Here is an 18,620-nt window from a genome sequence, read left to right on the forward strand (position 1 = left end):
ATCACCTTCTTCTCCCATTTTTCATTAAGTAGAGACTGTATCTAATAATACGTTCCAATGATTTCTGGCGAATGTTCGGTTCATCGAATTTCATCGGTTTGGAATTGGCCTCGAAGAACCAGATATGCCCGTTCGTATCCACACCGATATCCATGGACATTTCACCGAGCTGGTTCCCGGACGATTTTTCGATTTGTGTAGCAAGCGTAACGGCAGCTTTCCGAACGCGCAATAAAATGCTTTTGGCTTCTTTGGCTCCGAAGGCAGCTGTCAGCAGCTTCAGCGGTTCGTCGATTGAGCCGCCGCGTGGGACGTGGGTCGTAATGCTGGCTTTGCCTGCAACGCGGGCACCTACCCCGGAGACGCTCCAAACACCTTTGCCCGTTTTTTGAATCAAAGCACGCAAATCGTAGGCCCGCTGTTTATAGCGGGTTAACATAATTCCCTGCTGAACGATATAGTCGTGGGAACCTCTGTGTTTATCCCACTCGGTCCAGACATCATCAGCCGAGCTGTGGTAACTATAGGTCATTTTCTTATCTTCCTGCCGACTTAACCGGTAGTGAGTTTGATCGTTTTTGGCCGTTAATCGCTCAATACGCATAATCCCTCTGCCAGCTTTGCCTTTGACAGGTTTCAGATAGAGCACAGGATGCTTGCGCAGCAGCTGCGTAATGTCTTTGGCTTCGCTTAATTGCAGCGTATCAGGCATATAGATTTTACTTTCCTTGGCGCTGTTCAACCAACTAAACAACGTCCATTTGTTGAAGAAGGACGAATTGAATAACTGCACGCTGGAGCTGCGATTACAGGCTTGAATGGTTTGTTGGACCTCAGGCTTCATTTCCATTTTGCGATAAGGTATACGATTGTAAACAACTTGTGGAGCGGGAACGAGTTCCCTGCTCCATTTCTTAGCTGCCGGTTTAAATCTATAGCCATAGATATCTGAACCCGAGAGGTTAAAGTCTTTGGTTGTGATGACATAGACGTCAACACCGAGCTGTTCGCCCGTTTGAATCAAATCGAGAAAGTTGTTTAAATTACCGCGGAAGACTCGATTGCTATCCTTAACAGTGAGAATGCCAAGAGTAGGCTTTTGTCCTCTCTCATGCAGGATGAAGCCCATTAGCTTTCCCTCCTTGAGCGGAAGCGACTCAGATAGAGGCAATGCTCGTAGATGTTTTGGATCGTAGCGACGTCCCCTTCTTTCAGGGAAGGGTGCTTAAAGATGGATCTTCCCGGTTTGGCATTGGCTTCGAACATCCAAATTTTCTCATTTTGATCGATCCCAATATCGAACCCGAGCTCTCCGAGCAAATGGTTGTAGTTGTTCTCGATGCCTTCCGCGAGTTTAATCGCGGTCTCTTTGGCATTCGTCAACACTTGTTCCGCGCGATTGCCATAGATCTGACGGAGTACTTGCTCCGGTGTCATTAACTGGCCTCCATTGCGAATATGGGTAGTGACGCTGCCTTTCCCTGATTTTTTGGCGCCAATGGCGGCAACGACCCAGTTGTTGCTCCCATTCTTCGTCAGGTGGAAACGGAAATCGATAGGACAGCTGTCAATTTCAATGAGGCGAATGCCTTGTTGGGCGACATAGTTGGTGAGGCGTCCGCGGCCTGTTCCCAGCATTTGCATCAAGCCATCAAATTTGCCGTAGCGTATGAGCACATTTTTGCCGCCTTTGCGATAGCGGACGAAGTAACCGCGTTTTGGGTTATACGTAACACGGAAAATACCGATCCCCAAGCTGCCTGCGGTTGGCTTCAGGTAAATGAATTTGTGTTTATCCAGCATTTCTTTGATTTGCTCGGCAGATGGGTTAATCCTTGATTCGGGAACGAAGCGGAAGGCATCGTCACCATCCAACATTTTATAAACATCCCACTTGTCAAAAAAGCTCCAGTTGAAGAGGGGGATGCCTCTTCGCACAAAACGATCTTTGAAGCCTTCCATACCTGCCGATTTTTCTGCTTTCCGACTGGATAACCGGTTGTAGACGACGTCTGGCAAGGGAAAGGTTTTACGAATCCAGCCGCCGCCTTCTTTGGGAATCATGCCAGTTACGGTTTCTTGAACCCAGTTCACATTCTTGGGGCTGAACGCGAAAACAAAAGATTTGTTTGAACTCATATTGATAATCTGGCGAATAAAGCCCGTTTTGGTGCCGAAAGGAGACGTGCCATTCTCTACATTCGTAAGAATGCCAATGATAGGGCCGATGCGAAGTTCTTTATTGCCCGTATTGGAAACCAGAACGCTTCCTGCTCGCGGAATACGCAAAGTTGCCATTAAAGAAAGCGGGATGTACATATGCTGACCACTTTTTTTGATCAGGCGGATCGGTAGATTGGTGGTTTTACTGCCGACCTTTACAGTAATCGATTTATTGCCGGTTAACCGTAAAGCTTTGACGAGTTCACTTGTTAAGTAGACCGATCTATCTGTTCGTTGTACGGCGTGGAGCATACACGTTGTCAAACTCATTAGGTTACCCTCCTAAACTTGTTGCCCTACGGGGCTTTCCGTGTCAAAACAGGCAGACATCACCCATCTGCCTGTTTTGACACTTACCAGCGAAGCCAAGCTCAGCTCAGCTTTTTGTGTAGTAAAAATCCAGCATAATGTATGGGATTTGCAATTGCTTTTGTGCTTGCTTTGTCATTGTCCATGCGGGCAAAAATCGTCCGACCAGGCTTTGAGTTCACTTCCAGAATCCATACGCGCCCGTCGGCATCAATGCCGAGGTCGATCCCCAGCTCAGCCAGACGTCCATGATGGGTTTCGAGTACATGAGGAATACGGCTGGAGAGGCTCCTTAGCGTTTCAATAAGTGCCGCCGCTCTAGCTGTTCCGAATTCTTTGGTAAGGAATTGGGAGACTTCCTCAGCGGTACCGCCTCCGTGCAGGTTGGATGTGATGCTGCCCGGCTTGCCGATCCGCACGGCCATTCCAGTGCTTTCCCATAAACCCTGGCCGTTTTTCTGCACAAGGGAGCGAACATCATAGGCCATGCCCTGAGAGGAATGTAGGGTCAGATATTCTTGGATAAGGTAGGGACGTGTTCCAATCGTCGTGCGAAGCCAACCCCAGCAAGCATCGAAATGATGAAAATGATGCTCGATAGAGCGGTTATGAGCATCGCGTCCTTTTATATGAAAGGTCTCATTGCCTTCCGGTGTCCTTAGATGATGAAGGTGTAAAGCGCCTCGGCCCTGACTGCCGCCTTGAGGCTTAAGGAAGATATCGCTCCTTGTTTCGAGCCAGCGTTTTAACTGTAAACGGCTTGTAAGCAGACTCGTTTCGGGTAAATAGAGGTGCAGAGCACGATCTTTCTGCAGGATTTGACCTACTTCCCACTTCCCGCTTAAACCGTAGCCAAGAAAGCGAATATGAGGCATTTCACGAAGCTTGCTCACATGGTGACGGTATTGTTGGTAGCTGCGCTTATTGCTGAAGAAGCAACGATCATAGATGAGGGAGGGGAGTGGGAAGAGCTTCATGATCCATTCTTTTTTTTCAAACGCATAGCTGTATCCTCGCACTAAACCTTGCTGCCAATCGATACGATTCGGAGAGAACACGAATACCTCCAACCCCTCCTCGGCACCATGATACGTAAGATGCTTGTAGAAGTCCGAACTTGCAAAGGGCAGCTCTCGATTCAATTCCGTCACCATAATCCCCAGTAAGGGACGTTGTGCGCTTTGCCGCATGATCTCACCTCAGAATTTCGCCAGATACCGTGCATATTGCACGATTTGCTTGACGGATGGCCTTATTTTGCGTTCATTATTCAGGGCGGTATTGTCATCCTTGGATGGTTTGGAGTTGACTTCGAGCAACCAGACTTTCCCCGATATATCAACAGCCAAGTCAATCCCGAGTTCGCCAAAATGGAAAGGGATTTGGGTTTCGATGCCTTTGGCGATGTCCAAAGAAGCTTTGCGCAAACGGGCTGTAATGGCGACACGTGTGGCTGACGAGAACGATGTTTTGGCAAGCGCGCCTGAAACTGTGGTCAGGCTTCCGCCACGCGCCAGGTTTGAAACGAAATGCTGAGTGCCTGCGATGCGTCCAACGATGGAGGTAATGTCCCATTGACCTGTGGCGCCTCGCTGAACGAGTGCTCGGAAATCGACAGGATTCCCATCGGCCGTGATGAGATCAAGCCCTTGCTGCAGTTGGTATCGTTGTGCCTTGAGCTTGCCGGACAAGGCTTGGAAGACAGCCGTTAACGAAGGGAAGGCCTGCCTGCGAACGCCGGAGAGATTGGTGAAATGGCAGGCATACGAATTGGCCGATTCCTTGCGAATACGGATAATGCCTTTGCCCAGACTTCCGGTAATCGGTTTAAGGAACAGGACCGGATGACGGGCTGCCATAGATTTCAACATCTGATAGTTTTTAAATAGATAAGATTCGGGTAAGTATCCATGTAGGCTGTTATCTTTGCGCAATGCTTGAAATACTTCCGTTTTGTCTAAATATTTTTCATTGAAGATATCCGTTTCATAACGGGCTTTGACATCTTTCATGAATTGTTGGACATTCGCTCTGTTCTCGAATCTGCGCGAGGTGAGCCGATTGTAAATCACATTGGGAATCGGAAACGTTTTTTTGCTCCATGAACCATTGGAATACGAATAGGCGGACAGGGATTGGGCATTGGCCCGCATTTCATTTGGTGGGAAAAAGCATACAACAGCACCAAATTGTCCACACGCCTCCGTCATTTCTTTACAAAAAGCGGTGATAGCACCGAATGGGCGATCCTGTGAACTCGCATAAACGCGGCTAATCATAACGCCAATCAGAGGTCCAATCGACAAGGTGCCCGTACTTTGCCTATAATGAAGATTAAGGTGAGCTCCTTGATGCAGACCGATTTTGGAGGCGATCGCAGGATTTAATCGTAAGTTGTTCGACGTAGCGGCTGTAACCACTTTGACATCCTGTTTAGCTGAGCCAAATCGCATGGTAATCGTTTGATTGGACGGAACTTTCCATTTTTTTGCAATGGCTTCACTTAGAACAACGGTCCGATCATCCAAATAGATGCTGGTGCCTTGAATGGATATTCCAACTTTCGTCCTGGTCAATAGCGAACACTCCTTCCAGCATGAGAAACCCCTATCGAGGCCATTCAAGGATGATCGACCGCGTTTAAAGGTAGGGTTTATTGCCAACAAGCAAAGTAAACTACTCCATCATATGAGGACATATATCCCTTGGTGCTTATGTATATGCCTGAAAGTGCAGTAGGAAAAGCCCAACCATAAAGGAGACAAATGAGGAGGAAGTCGAGTATGAACGTACATGATAAAGCGTATGAATTGGCTAATGCCATCAAGACTAGCACAGAATACCAGGATATGAAGGAAAGCCGCGCTCAAGTTGATCAAGATTCATCCAGCAAAAGTTTGTTGGAAGATTTCCGTTTGCGTCAAAATGAGCTTCAACAGCAAATGGCTGGAGGCCAAATGCCGCCGGAAGAGGAGATGGAACAACTGCAGAAGCTGTACGAGCAGCTTGCGCTAAACCCGCGAATCAATCAGTTGTTCGATGCGGAGCGCAGGTTATCTGTGGTGCTGGAAGATGTGCAGCGAATTATCGCAGAACCATTGCAAGCGATGCTGAAATAAAGAAGAGGCTATCCGTTAAGTAGTTAATCTACTTAAAGGGGTAGCCTTTTTTTAGTTAATTTTCAGTTACTATTAAGGGGAAATTCAGACGATGTAAGGCCGTATTGATTATAATGAAATCAAGCCCATGCAGGCAGAGCGGAGGTACGATTGCTATGAAAAAAACCAAATGGACCAAATGGCAGCTGGGGATTGTTATCGCAGCTATTCTCTTTTATTTATTTCAAGAAGTAAAAGCAAGTCCTCAATTTCTTGCAGCTGTCACGGCCGCTAGCTTGTCCCAAGGGCAGAAGGCCCCTGTAACCGTGCAAAAGGAAACGGATACTACGCGGGTTACGGGCCGTACGAATACGAGGATTAGGAATCAGGATCAGGCGGCGAGCGGTAGGTCGGAATCTTCGCCATCAACGAAGAAAGCCCATACCAGAAGTCAAGCTTCTTAATCATCAAGGAGTTGAGGGGACATGCATCAAACGATAAGCTTTCGGGCGATGAATACACAGATTCAAGTTCTGGTTGAACCCAAGAGTGAGGGAGTAAATCTGGCACCGCATATCAGGCAGTATTTTGCAAATGCGGAGGTAAGGTTCAGTCGATTTCTCCCGGATAGTGAATGCTCATATCTTAATCGCCATGCAGGGAGTCGCTGTCTGATTTCGCTGGAGATGGCCGAGCTGCTGGAACAGTCTCAGCATCATTACGAACGGACAGAAGGCATATTCACGATTGCCATCCTGCCGGCCCTTGAGCGTGCTGGCTATGTTGGCAGCTTCGAAACGTTGCAGCAGCATGAGATAGAAAGGTTCACCGATTCCGATCCGTTGATCCCCTTTTCTGCCAAACATACGCAGCTCGACTATGATAGAAATATGCAATCGGTCCTGTTAACCTCACAACAGCGAATCGACCTAGGCGGTATAGGCAAAAGCTGGACCGTGCAAGGATTGGCTGCCGATCTTCGCAGCGACTGGCAGGTACAGAGAGGGCTTATACAGGCAGGCGGAGATGTTGAAGTTTGGGGAGGCGCTTCGGATACGGAGCCATGGGTGATTGCCGTTGCTAATCCGCAAAGTGAATACCCAGTGGATGAAGCGCTGCTTTTGATGAGGGACGGAGCTATAGCGACATCCAGCACACAGCGCAGGCGCTGGGAGACGAGCGAAGGAAGCATGCATCATCTTATTGATCCTCGCACGATGGCACCTAGTCAGTCTTCCGTGGTTCAGTGCTCAGTAGTCGGAGCGCATTTGGTGGATTGCGAAATTTGGGCCAAGGTCATCTGCATCCTAGGTATCGAAGAGGGGATTGCGCTATTTAAACGGAAAACAGAACGAATGGAAGCCATTATTTATACTAATGATGGGGCAGTTCATCATGTAAAGCCTGCTGCGAAGTGGTTCTATGGCGAATGGATCGGTCTGCGCGCAGATGAAGTGCATGAATAAATTGTGAAGGGAGGAGATTAATCATGATTCAATGGCTGGTTGATTTACCTACATGGTCGCTTATTCGCATATTTGGCATCCTCTCCTATCTCAGTCTATTTGTAGGAATGGCTATCGGAATTTCCAATAGTTTTCCTTACTGGAAAGGCCTCAAGAAAGCCCAAATGCTTCGCTGGCATACATATGCCAATTATACGGGAACATCACTGGCTTTAGCGCATACGATCCTGTTAATTATAGATGCGTACATGCCTTTCGAGTGGAAAGAAATTTTGATCCCGTTTACCGCTAAGCAATCGACAGGGCTGAACGGTATGGGGACAATCGCGGCATATGGCTTGCTGCTACTCATTCTAACAACGGATCTTCGCAACAAGTTACGAAGGAAGCTGTGGTTGGCTTTTCACATGCTGTCGTATCCGATCTTTCTTCTAGCTTTGCTGCATGGATTGTTCATTGGAACAGACAGCTCGAATGTGTGGATCAAAACCATGTATATCAGCACCTTTCTCCTATTGGTCGGTTTAACAGCCGCTCGTGTGTTTATAGGTTCCCGCAAACGTCAAGTCGTCAAGCCGAAAGTGTATCAGGCATAGTCAATCGAGCGTTCCTATTTCTACGAATAGGGACGTTTTGTGCGAGTGGATATTGCGAAACATGTCGGAAATGTCTATAGTTAAAGGGTATTTATGAGGAAAAGAGGATTTGAAACCGACATGGCTAAAGCAAAAATCACGGAGCTTGATATCGTAAGAGCATTCGCCATCCTTGCTGTCGTGCTGATTCACGTGACAGCTGATTGGACAGTGGATCCGGCTCTGAAAGGCAGCAGTACGCAACTGCTCGTTTTATTTGTAAACAAAATCAGCTATTTCGCAGTTCCTGTTTTTATTTTCTTGAGCGGCATAGTCTTGTTCTATATTTATACGGACAATTGGAGCGCAAAGCAGGCAGGCATCTTCTACTGGAAACGTGTCCGGCAAGTTTTGATTCCTTATATTGTTTGGTCATTTTTCTACTATTTATATAATCCTTGGTTATGGACGCCCGAACATCCGTTAAAGCTTGATTTCAGCGTGTTTTTGGAGCAGCTGAAATGGGCGGATTCTGGGTATCACTTGTATTTTATGATCATTATCGTCCAATTCTATGTTCTGTTTCCATTGTTGGTTTGGGCAGTTAGGCAGGCAGCATGGTTCAAGCGAACATTAGCTTTGTGGGGACTAGCTATTCAAGCTGGCGTGTATATTTATAGCCATTGGTTCGGTACGATAAGTCACAAGCCAGAACTGTGTATCACGTATTTCGGATACTTCCTCATTGGCGGCGCCATCGGTATCAACTATGCAGCCTTCCGCGCCTGGTTGGATCGCAACAAAGCATGGGTGCTCCCGGCAACACTCCTTATCGGACTTACGTACGCCTCGCTGTATTTGCTTGGATTAAAAGGATATCAATTCGAAAATACTTGGTTTGAACTATTATGGCTGTTATACAGCGTAGGCATTGGTGTCAGCTTTATTTGGATCGCCAAATGGATGCAGCAGCAAATGGCTGGCTTAGCGCGCTTCTTTGTTTCCTTGGGTTCCGTATCATTCGGTGTATATCTCATGCACCCAGCGCTGCTGTCTTTATGGAAATACAAAGTTCATGTGCCAGGCTCGATTATTCTGTTCAATGTGTACAATGTAATCGTGTTTGTGCTCATTGTGTCAATTCCTTGGATATTAACGCTGGTATATAGAAATGCAAGGAAATGGTTGTCTATTTGATGGTGGCTATGGAACATAAGCCCTTCAAGCTTGCGTATTGATCACAGATTGAGAGAGAACCTAGCCTGCGGCTAGGTTTTTTGTGAGGAATTTATATGTTTTGGAGTGATCGAGGAGTTAGCCGAGTTGCCCGAGTTGCCGGAGTTGCATCGTGCAGGGAGGGAACTACAGTGCGCTATAGTAGCAAAAAGTGACATGATCGGGAGGGAGGGGGAACTATAGTACGCTATTTTGCTGTTTGCTGGGAATTTTCAACGCTTTTTGTGGAAGTAAGACCCTGTAGTTCCTCTATTACCCTCGCATCCCTGCTTTTTGCCTAATTAGCGTCCTCTAGTTCCCTTAATAAGATCTGATACTAGTAAGAGGCTCATTTCTTAGGGCAGTATAGCCGGTTTTCTTCATACCTATTGACATTCGTGAGCAATAAAAATACAATGAAATCATAAAATATACTCGAGTAAATTCCGAGGGGGGAGGATGTATGGTTACACGAAAAGATGTTGCAGAGCGCGCTGGTGTCTCCGTTGCTGTTGTATCCTATGTGATGAACAATAAGACCAATGTCAAGGAAACTACGCGCAACAAGGTGCTGGCTGTTATTCAGGAATTGGATTATCGACCCAACCTTGTAGCTAGAAGTATGAAAACCAAGAAGACCCAACAGCTCGCTGTGCTTGTCAATAACTTAGGAAACCCTTTTGAAGCGGGGATTCTGATTAGTCTTGAGCGAAGCGCGATGGAACGCGGCTATTTTCTTTTCTTTCAAAAATTTCAACCCCAACAAGAAGAAAGTCTCAAGTCGTTGTTTGCTGGAAGAGTAGATGGCATTATTCTTTTGGGTCAAAGTCTAGCGATGACAACAATCGAATATTTTCAACAACAAGGTATCCCTGTTATTTCAATTATGGAGCCTAGCTCCAACGAGAAGGGCATTGTTCCGTTTCTTGATATTGATTGGGCCTCTGCGATGAAACAGCTGTTTGTACATTTGAAAAGTCGCGGCTACCGATCCATCGCTTATCTGACAGCAGGTCAGCAAATGAGCTCGCAGCATTATGAAGTGCGTAACCGAGCTTTGATTCATGCGGCAGGCGAAGAGGATATACAACTCGATGAATTGATTGAGGTCGATTCCTGTAATTTCGAGACGGCTTACAGGCATTTGGTGGCCAAATGGACGTCGCAGTCCGATTTTTCCTATCAAGCGCTTTTATGTGTCAATGATTTAACGGCTGCAGGTGCTGTTGCTGCTTGCAAACAGCTGGGGATTAGTGTACCCGAGCGGTTGGCAATCGTAGGCTGCGAGGATATTCTCATGTCATCCCAAACATCACCGACAATTACCACGATTCACTACCCAAGACTAGCCATTGGCGAGGCGACGCTTGAGCGGATGCTTGCGCTTATTCAAGGGCAAGCGGTTAAGAATGAAATCTTAAAGAATGAATTGGTTGTTCGAGAAAGCACGTAGGAAGTGCCCCCAGGAATAGGGGGAATATTTTTTAAGTTAAAATTTACTCGAGTAAATACAACGAATCCATGGAGGAATACGAGATGAATCAACGTACATTGGAGATTGCACCTTTAGTTAAACAGTTTAATCAGGACGGGTATCTAATCTTGCGGAATATCCTTTCCAGCGAGCAAGTTGCCCATTTGAATGGTGCCATTGACCATATTCTCTCGGAGGAGAAACAGTCTCTGGCTCACAATATTTATCATAGCGTGGAGCGGCATCCGGCTATTGCTTCTCTCATCGATGAACCGACACTGCTGCCGCTTATCGTTAATTTGTTAGGGTATAACATTCAGTTGCATATTTCTCATTTGACGGTACGGGAGCCTAATCCCAATGATCTGAAGACCGAGACGAATAGTTTCATTAATTGGCATCAGGACGGTCCTAGTCCCCATTTTCCAATGATCAATGGATTAACGTCCATGTATTATATCAAAATCTGCTATATCCTTAGCGATATGTCTGAGCCGGACAGAGGCAATACGAAGATCATTCCTGGCAGTCACCGGATGCCTGATTATCGTCCTGTTCAGGGCAATGTTGATCTGCCGCTCGAAGGCGAGACGCAGGTATGCGGCAAACCGGGGGATGTGTTTATTTTTGCGCAGAACCTGTGGCATGCGGGGGGCGTCAATCGCTCGGATTTTACGCGCAGACAGCTGTTCATGGGTTATAGCCCAATATGGATGAGACCGATTGATTACCACAAGGCGTCAGAGGATTTGTTGAAGAACGCGTCGCCTGAAGTCCGTCAGCTGTTAGGGGACATTAGCCCGAATCCCTTTAAGCACTATGTGCCTGATGCGGATATGGTGCCTCTGAATAAGCTCTTTGTATAGCAAAAAGATTGCCAAACCACCGGTCTCTTAGACCGGTTGGCTGTGGCAATTTTTTTTTATATATAAGAGTTTATATGTTTTGGAGTGAGCGCGGAGTTACTCCAGCCGCCTTGTGCGAACAGAGGGAACTACAGTCCGCTATTCTAGCCAAAAGTATCCATATCGCGGGGGTGAGGGAACTCCAGTCCGCTATTTTGCTGTTTCAAGGCAAATTCAGCGTTTTTCGTGGAAATAAGACCCTGTAGTTCCGCTAATACCCTAGCATCCCTGCTATTTGCCTATATAGCGTCCTCTAGTTCCCTTAACAGGTTTTATCGCTACTAAGAGGCTGATCTCTCAGGGCGGCGAAGCCGTTTTTCTTTATTGTTGCGGTTTTGCCGACTGATAAGATAGTAGGCTAATTCTAGGCCATACTTGGATCTTGAGACAGCCTTATCTTAGTAGGCCCGGATATACGGCTGCGGGATGCTGGTGTGATTGCTTTTCAAGGCAACAGCAGCATGTGTCGCCCAGTAAGGGTCACGCAGCATGCCGCGCGCAATGGCAACCAAATCGGCATCTTCGTTGCCGATAACGGATTGAGCGAGCGCAGGATCCTCCAGCATGCCGACTGCGATGACAGGCACTTGCAGCGCTTCACGAATCTGGCGCGCGAAAGGCACTTGATAACCGGGATAGTTGCCCGGTTTTCTTTGGCCAGCAGGGCCCTCTCCGCCTGAACTCACATGAAAAGCATCGACGCCAGCAGCCTGATAGGCTTTGGACAGCTCGATAGCATGATCGATATCATAGCCGCCGTCCGCGTACTCGACGGCAGAGATGCGGAAGATGAGCGGCATATCTGCCGGCATTTCTTTTTTCACAGCTTGAATGACTTCTACGCCGAATCGGGCGAGATCCTGACCATATTCATCTTCTCTTTTGTTCGTGAGCGGTGATTGGAATTGGTGAATCAAGTAACCATGAGCGCCATGAAGCTCAAGTGCATCTACACCAGCTTGGACCGCGCGGCGGGCAGCATCGGCAAATTGGCCAACCACTGCCTGAACTTCGCTTGTTGTCAGAGCGTGGGGCATTTTGTAAGGAGCGCCTGGAAATTGGATAGCGGATGGAGCTACAGGTACTGCCGCATCTTCGGCTTTACGCCCCGCATGGGCAATTTGAATGCCGATTTTGGCGCCATGGGCATGGACGCCATCTATGATTCTGGCGAATGCCGGGATATGTTCATCCGACCAAATGCCCAAATCACCATCGGTAATTCGACCGTCAGGATGGACATCCGTCATTTCCATGATTAAGAGCCCAGTACCGCCAATTGCGCGGCTTACATAATGGACATAATGCCATTCATTCGGTTGAGGTCATAAGGTGTGAATAAATCTTTTTTCATGTGAAAATCCTCCATCCGATAAATCGTGCTCTTTATCTCTAGTGACAAGTTGCGGTTCTGGTGATTATTGCGGATTGGTTGTCCAAATGCCCGCTGTTTTAATGAATACACGATTAGGCAGCTTCAAAGTGGCCAAAAGGAGTTCTGCTACATCCTCAGGCTGCATCATGCGATCTTCGTCTCCGATGGGAAGTCCGGTATTGACGGCAAGATCAGTATTAACCGTGCTGGGCGTAAGGGCAGTAACACGAATGTTCGATTTGCGCACCTCTTGCATCAGGGATTCCGTCAAACCAAGGATGGCGAATTTGGAGGCGCAATAAGCAGAACCTGTGGCAAATCCACGCTCTCCTGCGGTAGACGCAATGTTGACAATACTGCCGCTGCGCTGCTCGAGCATGGATGGGAGAACAGCCCGTGTTACATAATAAGTTCCCAAGAGATTGGTTTGAATGATGCGCTCCCACTGCTCAGACTCCATTTCAACCAAAGTGCCGAACTGCGCTACGCCTGCATTATTGAGCAGGATGTCAACCGATCCCAGCTCCTGAATAAGGCCTTCAATCGCTCGATCAGCCTCATCCTTATTGGAAATATCCGCAGTGGCGATATAAACCTTAACTCCGTAGGTGCTTGTTAGATGCTGTTTAAGAGTCTCCAAGTCACTTTGACTTCTGGAAAGCAGTCCTAGATGCACCCCTTCTTTGGCTAATGCAATGGCAGCAGCTTTGCCGATACCTTTTCCGGCGCCAGTTAAAAGTGCTTTTTTATCTTTTAAATCCATATGTTCTCTCCTTCTCTGTGGTCAGAAAGCCTATTTACTGGGATTCCCCAGCAGGTCTGACAACTATGCATTCTATTATCTGCTGTTATATAATTAATAACAAGTACCCACTTTTTTGTAAGATAGTATCTTTTAGTATACTTTAAGGAGTCGTTTGCTTTGGTTGAAACGACTTTGAAAGTCATGGGGGCAAAGGAAGCCTGTTTACGGGAATTAGAGGATGATGCAAGGTATGGCGCGAAGACCATGTTCGGTGGTCATGCAAATCTAGAATAATTTCTGACAAGCTTCTGAAAGCTATAGGCGATTAGGCCTAACGCTGCCGAAGTTTGTTTTTGCTTATTTCATATTATTAATTTACAAAAAGTAAGCAGATGCTTATAGTAATATAAAAACGGAGGTTACCTGTATGATTCCTTTTTCTATTCTAGACTTGGCTCCTGTCATTGTAGGCGGGACGCCCCGAGATTCGTTCCAACGTTCGCTGGATTTGGCTCAACATGCCGAGAAGTGGGGCTATCACCGCTACTGGCTGGCAGAGCATCACAATATGCCGGGCATCGCTAGTTCAGCGACGTCCTTGATCATCAGCCATGTTGCCAGTGGGACAAAGAAAATCCGTGTAGGCTCTGGCGGCATCATGCTGCCTAATCATGCGCCGCTCGTCATCGCCGAGCAATTCGGCACCCTGGAATCGTTGTATCCAGGTCGTATCGATTTGGGCTTGGGACGAGCGCCAGGATCAGATCAACCTGCTATGCGGGCATTGCGCCGTGGTCTTGGCAGCGATGGTCATGATTTCCCCGAGATGCTTAGTGAACTGCGCGGCTATCTAGACCCATCGTTAGGGACAGCTATGCCAGGCGTGCGAGCTTTCCCTGGAGAAGGCTTGAACATCCCGATCTGGCTGCTCGGTTCCAGCGGTTTCAGCGCACAGTTGGCAGGCCAGCTTGGTTTGCCGTTTGCGTTTGCCAGCCATTTTGCACCTGGCTACTTGCTTCCTGCACTTGACTTGTATCGGAGCAGCTTCCGTCCTTCGGATGTGCTAAGCAAGCCTTATGCTATGGTAGGAATCAACATCATCGCAGCGGATACCGACGAGGAGGCTCAGAAGCTGGCGACTTCGCAACTGCAGCAATTCCTGAATATTATCCGCGGCCGTACCGGACTGCTGAATCCTCCGGTTGACAGCATGGATGACCTCTGGACACCGACAGAAAAAATGTACGTTCAGCAGCAATTAAGTTATTCGCTTGTCGGGAGCCGAGAGACAATTCACGCGAAGATGCAGCAGGTTCAGCAGCAAACGCAGGCTGACGAGTGGATTATTGCTGGACAAATTTATGACCATGAGGCACGATTGAAATCATACCAAATTGTGGCTGAACTGAGGGAAGAATTGAATCCCTCAAGCGAATAAATAGAGCACACAGGTTGATCTGTCGACCATACCCTTGGAGACTTTCTCATATAAGGTACTTTTATAGAAGGAAGGTTGTTATACCATGAATGAAATCATTTCTTTACTGCAAAATCACCGCTCGATTCGTAAATTTACGGATCAACCCGTAAGTCAGGATCAGCTGAACGCGATACTGGCTTCGGCGCAAGCTGCTTCGACCTCAAGCAACATGCAAGCTTACAGTGTTATCCATGTCAAAGACGAAGGGCTCAATAGCCAACTGGCTGCATGGGCCGGCAATCAACCCTATGTCAGCGAGTGTCCGCTGTTTCTCGTCTGGTGCGCTGATTTGCATCGCTACGAGCAAGCTGTTCAGCGTCATGGCGACACCTCTGTTACCGGCAATGCGGAGAACTTCATCGTTGCCACGGTCGATGCGGCACTGGCTGCGCAGAACGCCGCTGTTGCGGCTGAGTCGCTGGGCTTCGGCGTGGTCTACATCGGCGGGCTGCGCAATAAGCCAGCTGAAGTTTCCGCGCTGCTTGGCTTGCCGCAGCTGGTGTACCCGGTCTTCGGCATGTGCATCGGCGTGCCGGATCAGGAGCCGCTGCCAAGGCCGCGGCTGCCGCTAGAGGCCGTATACCATGAGAATCGGTATACGGACAACAAGGTCGCGGTCGACGAGTACGACGAGAGCATCCGCGACTATATGCACGTACGCTCGGACGGCAAAGTCGATACGACCTGGTCCAAGGAAATGGCGGCCAAAGCGCAGCGGCCGCGCGAGCACATGAAAGCGTTCCTGAGCACGCAAGGCTTCGAAGTGGAATAAAGCGCTAATCTTACGCTTGGACTCATATCTCGAGAACTTGTCTCATACAATGAAGGGAGCAGGAGACAGGTTCTTTGATTTCCAAGTGAAAGGAGTGTGGTCATGGTGAAAGGCTTCAAAAATGTGGTGTATATGAGCCTAGCGATTGGCATGTTGTTCTATTCTATCCCACAGCTGAATTTAACGGATATGGGATCATTGCCCATGATATTTAGTGTGATTTGGATCGCTTTGGCGTTTCTTGTTATTGCTTCTCACTTGCATCAAATTTTGGGTGTAGATGAAGAAAAACGCAAAGAACTAAGCCGCATCAAACGGATGAAAAAGTGGCAAATGGAGCAGCTCGTCCAAGGACGCAGAAAAATGCTGCAATTTCGCAAGTAAGGTAAGGACATCGACACTGACACCGACACCGACACCGACACCGACACCAACACCGACACGCGCAACTACAAGAACACCGACATAGCCCCACATAGACCGACACGATAAAAATTAGCGATTTCTATTTTGACATCGAACGTATGTTTGGTATACTGTGAATAGAGCATCCAATCCAATAGGATTGGATTTTTTTAAGATTATAGAGTTTATATGTTGTGGAGTGAACGCGGAGTTGCTCCAACTGCCTCGCGTGGACGGAGGGAACTACGGTGCGCTATTCTAGCCAAAAGTGTCAGTATCGGGAGGTTGAGGGAACTACAGTACGCTATTTTGCTGTTTTCTGGGAAATTCAGCGCTTTTGGCAGAAATAAGACCCTGTAGTTCCGCTACTACCCTCGTATCCCTACTTTTTGCCTAATTAGCGTCCCCTAGTTCCCTCACTAGGTTTTTCCGCTAAGAAGAGACTGATCTATCAGGGCGGCGAAACCGTTTCGCTTAGAATAATAGGATAAAGGTGGATTTAAGGGGTTCTCCCTTTTTAGTTGACGTCCACCGCAGGCCTCTTTACTTAGGAGGTTTTGGGTATCAAAGGTATCTAATGAACTGTAGGATGCTTAAAGACGAGAAAATGGCTACTTTGGAGATGTAATGAACTGGATTGGCGTTACTCGGCATTTTATTGCCCGAATTGCTATCAATTGCTTGAAATAGCGCATCTGGCATTCATTAGATTTTCACAATGAGCGATTTTGGCCGAATAAAGGTTATTGAGTTCGTAAGGAGCCTTGCGAAGGTGCATGGACTTGAAGACCTAGCCGCAGGCTAAGTCTTTCTTAATTGAGGAGCATCACTTGCAATTGTTCTTCCTCTTGGGAACGCGTATACTAGTAGTACAGAGTAGTACAGTGACCCGTAAGAGAGGTGTAACAGTTTGGACTCACAATCCGCAGATACATTAACGAAGCATGAACAGATTTTGCGCTATATTGAGACGCTCAAGCTTGGCAGCAGGATCTCCGTTCGGAAGATTGCGAAGAACATGGAAGTCAGCGAAGGCACCGCTTATCGCGCCATCAAGGAAGCAGAGAATCAAGGCCTGGTTTCAACCAAAGAACGAATTGGAACCGTCCGGGTTGAGAAGAAGCTGCGGCAAAATATCGATAAGCTGACTTTCGCGGAAGTCGTGAATATGGTGGATGGACAAGTCCTCGGCGGCTCGCGCGGTCTTCACAAAACGCTGCATAAGTTCGTCATCGGTGCGATGGAGCAAGACGCCATGATGCGTTACATTGAGGCAGGCAGCCTGTTGATCGTCGGCAACCGGAACAGGGCTCATATCTGTGCATTGGAGCAAGGGGCGGGCGTCTTGATTACGGGTGGTTTTGATACCAGTTCCGAGGTGAAGCAGCTTGCAGACAAGTTGGAACTTCCTATTATTTCCAGTAGTTATGATACTTTTACGATTGCGTCTATGATCAACAGAGCGATTTATGATCGCTTAATTAAGAAGAAGATTATGCTGGTAGAAGACATTCTGGCATCCGGCGCTTCCCTTTATGCCCTGAAAGCCAACAGTACGCTGAAGGATTGGCAGCGGCTTTCCGAAGATACCGGCTACAGCCGATTCCCGGTTGTGGACGAATGGAACCGGATCATAGGTGTCGTAACGTCCAAGGATATGGTTGGAGCAGGTTCTCTGCAAACAGTGGAGAAGCTCATGACACGAAGTCCGCTAACCGTAACGCCGCAGACCTCGGTAGCTTCAGCAGCGCACATGATGGTATGGGAAGGCATTGAACTGCTGCCTGTTGTGGATACGAACCGCAAGATGGTCGGGGTGCTGAATCGCAGCGATGTCCTGAAAGCGATGCAGTATATTCAGAAACAACCGCAGAATGGGGAAACTTTCGAGGACTTGATCTGGTCCGGCTTGGAAGAAGTTAGGGACGATAAAGGGGCGCTGCAGTTTCATGGCATCATTACTCCGCAGATGACGAATCATTTGGGCACCGTTTCTGAAGGGGTACTAACGACCTTGATGACGCAAGCCGCCTATCGAATCGTTCAGGAGCACAAGAAAGGCGATTTGGTCATGGACAACATGTCGACCTATTTCCTAAAGCCACTGCAGATTGATTCCAAAATAGAAATACGACCCACCATCATTGAGGTGAGCCGTAAATTTGGCAAAATCGATGTAGAAATTTATCACGCCGGCGCGCTGGTTTCCAAAGCCATGCTGACAGCTCAGGTCATTTAACGCTGCATACGATCGAAATGTCCATGGTTGCGAATGCCTGCAAAGACGTTGAATACGCCCAACAGCACGAGAACGGTGCCGAAGATCCGACGGAAGCTGGATTCACTGAAGAAGAAGATTTGTGTAACAGCAATCAGAATGAGCATGAGCCCCATGCAAATATTCATGCGAGCCGAGTACAAACCTCGCTTCGCAACATCCTGTTCACGTCTGGAGCGAAAGCTGAAATAAACAGAGAGCGCCAACAATAGGCAAATAAGAATAAATAATGTGATTTGTATCGCAAACATGGCCGCAATCCGTCCTTTTGGTAAGTTTACTGTCTACTTTAGCGATTTT

Annotated in this window: 17 protein-coding genes and 1 pseudogene; 11 read left to right on the plus strand and 7 right to left on the minus strand. The window is 47.6% G+C overall.

The window, feature by feature from the left end:
- Position 1 precedes the first annotated feature (1 nt).
- The 4 genes from IEY34_RS03100 to IEY34_RS03115 form a co-directional block, all read right to left on the minus strand.
- Positions 2-1,129 (minus strand): YheC/YheD family endospore coat-associated protein, encoded by a 1,128-nt coding sequence (locus IEY34_RS03100; RefSeq protein ID WP_189007462.1) that lies wholly within the window; start codon positions 1,127-1,129, stop codon positions 2-4.
- On the minus strand, positions 1,129-2,493 hold the full coding sequence (locus IEY34_RS03105; protein WP_189007465.1) for a YheC/YheD family endospore coat-associated protein: 1,365 nt from the start codon (positions 2,491-2,493) through the stop codon (positions 1,129-1,131). The genes IEY34_RS03100 and IEY34_RS03105 overlap by 1 nt, the downstream gene beginning before the upstream one ends.
- 101 nt (positions 2,494-2,594) lie before the next feature.
- Positions 2,595-3,722: a YheC/YheD family endospore coat-associated protein gene (locus tag IEY34_RS03110; protein ID WP_189007469.1), complete on the minus strand. Its 1,128-nt coding sequence runs from the start codon at positions 3,720-3,722 to the stop codon at positions 2,595-2,597.
- A gap of 9 nt (positions 3,723-3,731) precedes the next feature.
- Positions 3,732-5,108: a YheC/YheD family endospore coat-associated protein gene (locus IEY34_RS03115; protein ID WP_189007472.1), complete on the minus strand. Its 1,377-nt coding sequence runs from the start codon at positions 5,106-5,108 to the stop codon at positions 3,732-3,734.
- Positions 5,109-5,315: 207 nt separating this feature from the next.
- Between IEY34_RS03115 and IEY34_RS03120 the strand changes: the two genes are divergently transcribed.
- The 7 genes from IEY34_RS03120 (at position 5,316) to IEY34_RS03150 (ending at position 11,226) form a co-directional block, all read left to right on the plus strand.
- The gene (locus IEY34_RS03120) at positions 5,316-5,651 is read left to right on the plus strand and encodes a YlbF family regulator (RefSeq protein ID WP_189007475.1); all 336 of its coding nucleotides are present in this window, start codon (positions 5,316-5,318) and stop codon (positions 5,649-5,651) included.
- 155 nt (positions 5,652-5,806) lie between these two features.
- Complete coding sequence (locus IEY34_RS03125) at positions 5,807-6,094, plus strand: hypothetical protein (protein WP_189007478.1); 288 nt, start codon at positions 5,807-5,809, stop codon at positions 6,092-6,094.
- Positions 6,095-6,115: 21 nt separating this feature from the next.
- Positions 6,116-7,096, plus strand: coding sequence for an FAD:protein FMN transferase (locus IEY34_RS03130; RefSeq protein WP_189007481.1), 981 nt, complete (start codon positions 6,116-6,118; stop codon positions 7,094-7,096).
- 23 nt (positions 7,097-7,119) lie between these two features.
- The gene (locus IEY34_RS03135; protein ID WP_189007484.1) at positions 7,120-7,692 is read left to right on the plus strand and encodes a ferric reductase-like transmembrane domain-containing protein; all 573 of its coding nucleotides are present in this window, start codon (positions 7,120-7,122) and stop codon (positions 7,690-7,692) included.
- A gap of 120 nt (positions 7,693-7,812) precedes the next feature.
- Positions 7,813-8,868, plus strand: coding sequence for an acyltransferase (locus tag IEY34_RS03140; RefSeq protein ID WP_189007487.1), 1,056 nt, complete (start codon positions 7,813-7,815; stop codon positions 8,866-8,868).
- Between the two features lie 481 nt (positions 8,869-9,349).
- Positions 9,350-10,339: a LacI family DNA-binding transcriptional regulator gene (locus tag IEY34_RS03145; protein WP_189007490.1), complete on the plus strand. Its 990-nt coding sequence runs from the start codon at positions 9,350-9,352 to the stop codon at positions 10,337-10,339.
- An 83-nt stretch (positions 10,340-10,422) separates the two neighbouring features.
- Positions 10,423-11,226, plus strand: coding sequence for a phytanoyl-CoA dioxygenase family protein (locus IEY34_RS03150; RefSeq protein ID WP_189007493.1), 804 nt, complete (start codon positions 10,423-10,425; stop codon positions 11,224-11,226).
- A 437-nt stretch (positions 11,227-11,663) separates the two neighbouring features.
- On the opposite strand, the pseudogene IEY34_RS03155 reads toward IEY34_RS03150, so the two are convergent.
- Together IEY34_RS03155 and IEY34_RS03160 are read right to left on the minus strand one after the other, a co-directional pair.
- Positions 11,664-12,584, minus strand: a pseudogene (locus tag IEY34_RS03155) (oxidoreductase); the annotation flags it as partial.
- Between the two features lie 99 nt (positions 12,585-12,683).
- Positions 12,684-13,403: a 3-ketoacyl-ACP reductase gene (locus tag IEY34_RS03160; RefSeq protein WP_189007496.1), complete on the minus strand. Its 720-nt coding sequence runs from the start codon at positions 13,401-13,403 to the stop codon at positions 12,684-12,686.
- 409 nt (positions 13,404-13,812) lie between these two features.
- On the opposite strand from IEY34_RS03160, the gene IEY34_RS03165 reads away from it, so the two are divergent.
- From IEY34_RS03165 to IEY34_RS03180, 4 genes are all read left to right on the plus strand, one after another.
- Positions 13,813-14,823, plus strand: a complete 1,011-nt coding sequence (locus tag IEY34_RS03165) for an LLM class flavin-dependent oxidoreductase (RefSeq protein ID WP_189007499.1) — start codon at positions 13,813-13,815, stop codon at positions 14,821-14,823.
- An 85-nt stretch (positions 14,824-14,908) separates the two neighbouring features.
- Positions 14,909-15,637 (plus strand): oxygen-insensitive NADPH nitroreductase, encoded by a 729-nt coding sequence (gene nfsA, locus IEY34_RS03170; RefSeq protein WP_189007500.1) that lies wholly within the window; start codon positions 14,909-14,911, stop codon positions 15,635-15,637.
- Positions 15,638-15,739: 102 nt separating this feature from the next.
- The gene (locus IEY34_RS03175; protein WP_189007502.1) at positions 15,740-16,021 is read left to right on the plus strand and encodes a hypothetical protein; all 282 of its coding nucleotides are present in this window, start codon (positions 15,740-15,742) and stop codon (positions 16,019-16,021) included.
- Between the two features lie 931 nt (positions 16,022-16,952).
- Positions 16,953-18,281: a DRTGG domain-containing protein gene (locus tag IEY34_RS03180; protein WP_189007504.1), complete on the plus strand. Its 1,329-nt coding sequence runs from the start codon at positions 16,953-16,955 to the stop codon at positions 18,279-18,281.
- Here IEY34_RS03180 and IEY34_RS03185 read toward each other — a convergent pair.
- On the minus strand, positions 18,278-18,571 hold the full coding sequence (locus IEY34_RS03185) for a YtpI family protein (protein ID WP_189007506.1): 294 nt from the start codon (positions 18,569-18,571) through the stop codon (positions 18,278-18,280). The genes IEY34_RS03180 and IEY34_RS03185 overlap by 4 nt on opposite strands.
- Between the last annotated feature and the right edge of the window lie 49 nt (positions 18,572-18,620).

The organism is Paenibacillus marchantiophytorum (assembly GCF_014640555.1).
GTDB classification, from domain to species: Bacteria; Bacillota; Bacilli; order Paenibacillales; family NBRC-103111; genus Paenibacillus_E; species Paenibacillus_E marchantiophytorum.

Coding starts and splice junctions, on each gene's coding strand:
- IEY34_RS03100 (WP_189007462.1), bottom strand. CDS start 1,129: ATGGGCTTCATCCTGCATGAGAGAGGACAAAAGCCTACTCTTGGCATT.
- IEY34_RS03105 (WP_189007465.1), bottom strand. CDS start 2,493: ATGAGTTTGACAACGTGTATGCTCCACGCCGTACAACGAACAGATAGA.
- IEY34_RS03110 (WP_189007469.1), bottom strand. CDS start 3,722: ATGCGGCAAAGCGCACAACGTCCCTTACTGGGGATTATGGTGACGGAA.
- IEY34_RS03120 (WP_189007475.1), top strand. CDS start 5,316: ATGAACGTACATGATAAAGCGTATGAATTGGCTAATGCCATCAAGACT.
- IEY34_RS03125 (WP_189007478.1), top strand. CDS start 5,807: ATGAAAAAAACCAAATGGACCAAATGGCAGCTGGGGATTGTTATCGCA.
- IEY34_RS03130 (WP_189007481.1), top strand. CDS start 6,116: ATGCATCAAACGATAAGCTTTCGGGCGATGAATACACAGATTCAAGTT.
- IEY34_RS03135 (WP_189007484.1), top strand. CDS start 7,120: ATGATTCAATGGCTGGTTGATTTACCTACATGGTCGCTTATTCGCATA.
- IEY34_RS03140 (WP_189007487.1), top strand. CDS start 7,813: ATGGCTAAAGCAAAAATCACGGAGCTTGATATCGTAAGAGCATTCGCC.
- IEY34_RS03145 (WP_189007490.1), top strand. CDS start 9,350: ATGGTTACACGAAAAGATGTTGCAGAGCGCGCTGGTGTCTCCGTTGCT.
- IEY34_RS03150 (WP_189007493.1), top strand. CDS start 10,423: ATGAATCAACGTACATTGGAGATTGCACCTTTAGTTAAACAGTTTAAT.
- IEY34_RS03160 (WP_189007496.1), bottom strand. CDS start 13,403: ATGGATTTAAAAGATAAAAAAGCACTTTTAACTGGCGCCGGAAAAGGT.
- IEY34_RS03165 (WP_189007499.1), top strand. CDS start 13,813: ATGATTCCTTTTTCTATTCTAGACTTGGCTCCTGTCATTGTAGGCGGG.
- nfsA (WP_189007500.1), top strand. CDS start 14,909: ATGAATGAAATCATTTCTTTACTGCAAAATCACCGCTCGATTCGTAAA.
- IEY34_RS03175 (WP_189007502.1), top strand. CDS start 15,740: ATGGTGAAAGGCTTCAAAAATGTGGTGTATATGAGCCTAGCGATTGGC.
- IEY34_RS03185 (WP_189007506.1), bottom strand. CDS start 18,571: ATGTTTGCGATACAAATCACATTATTTATTCTTATTTGCCTATTGTTG.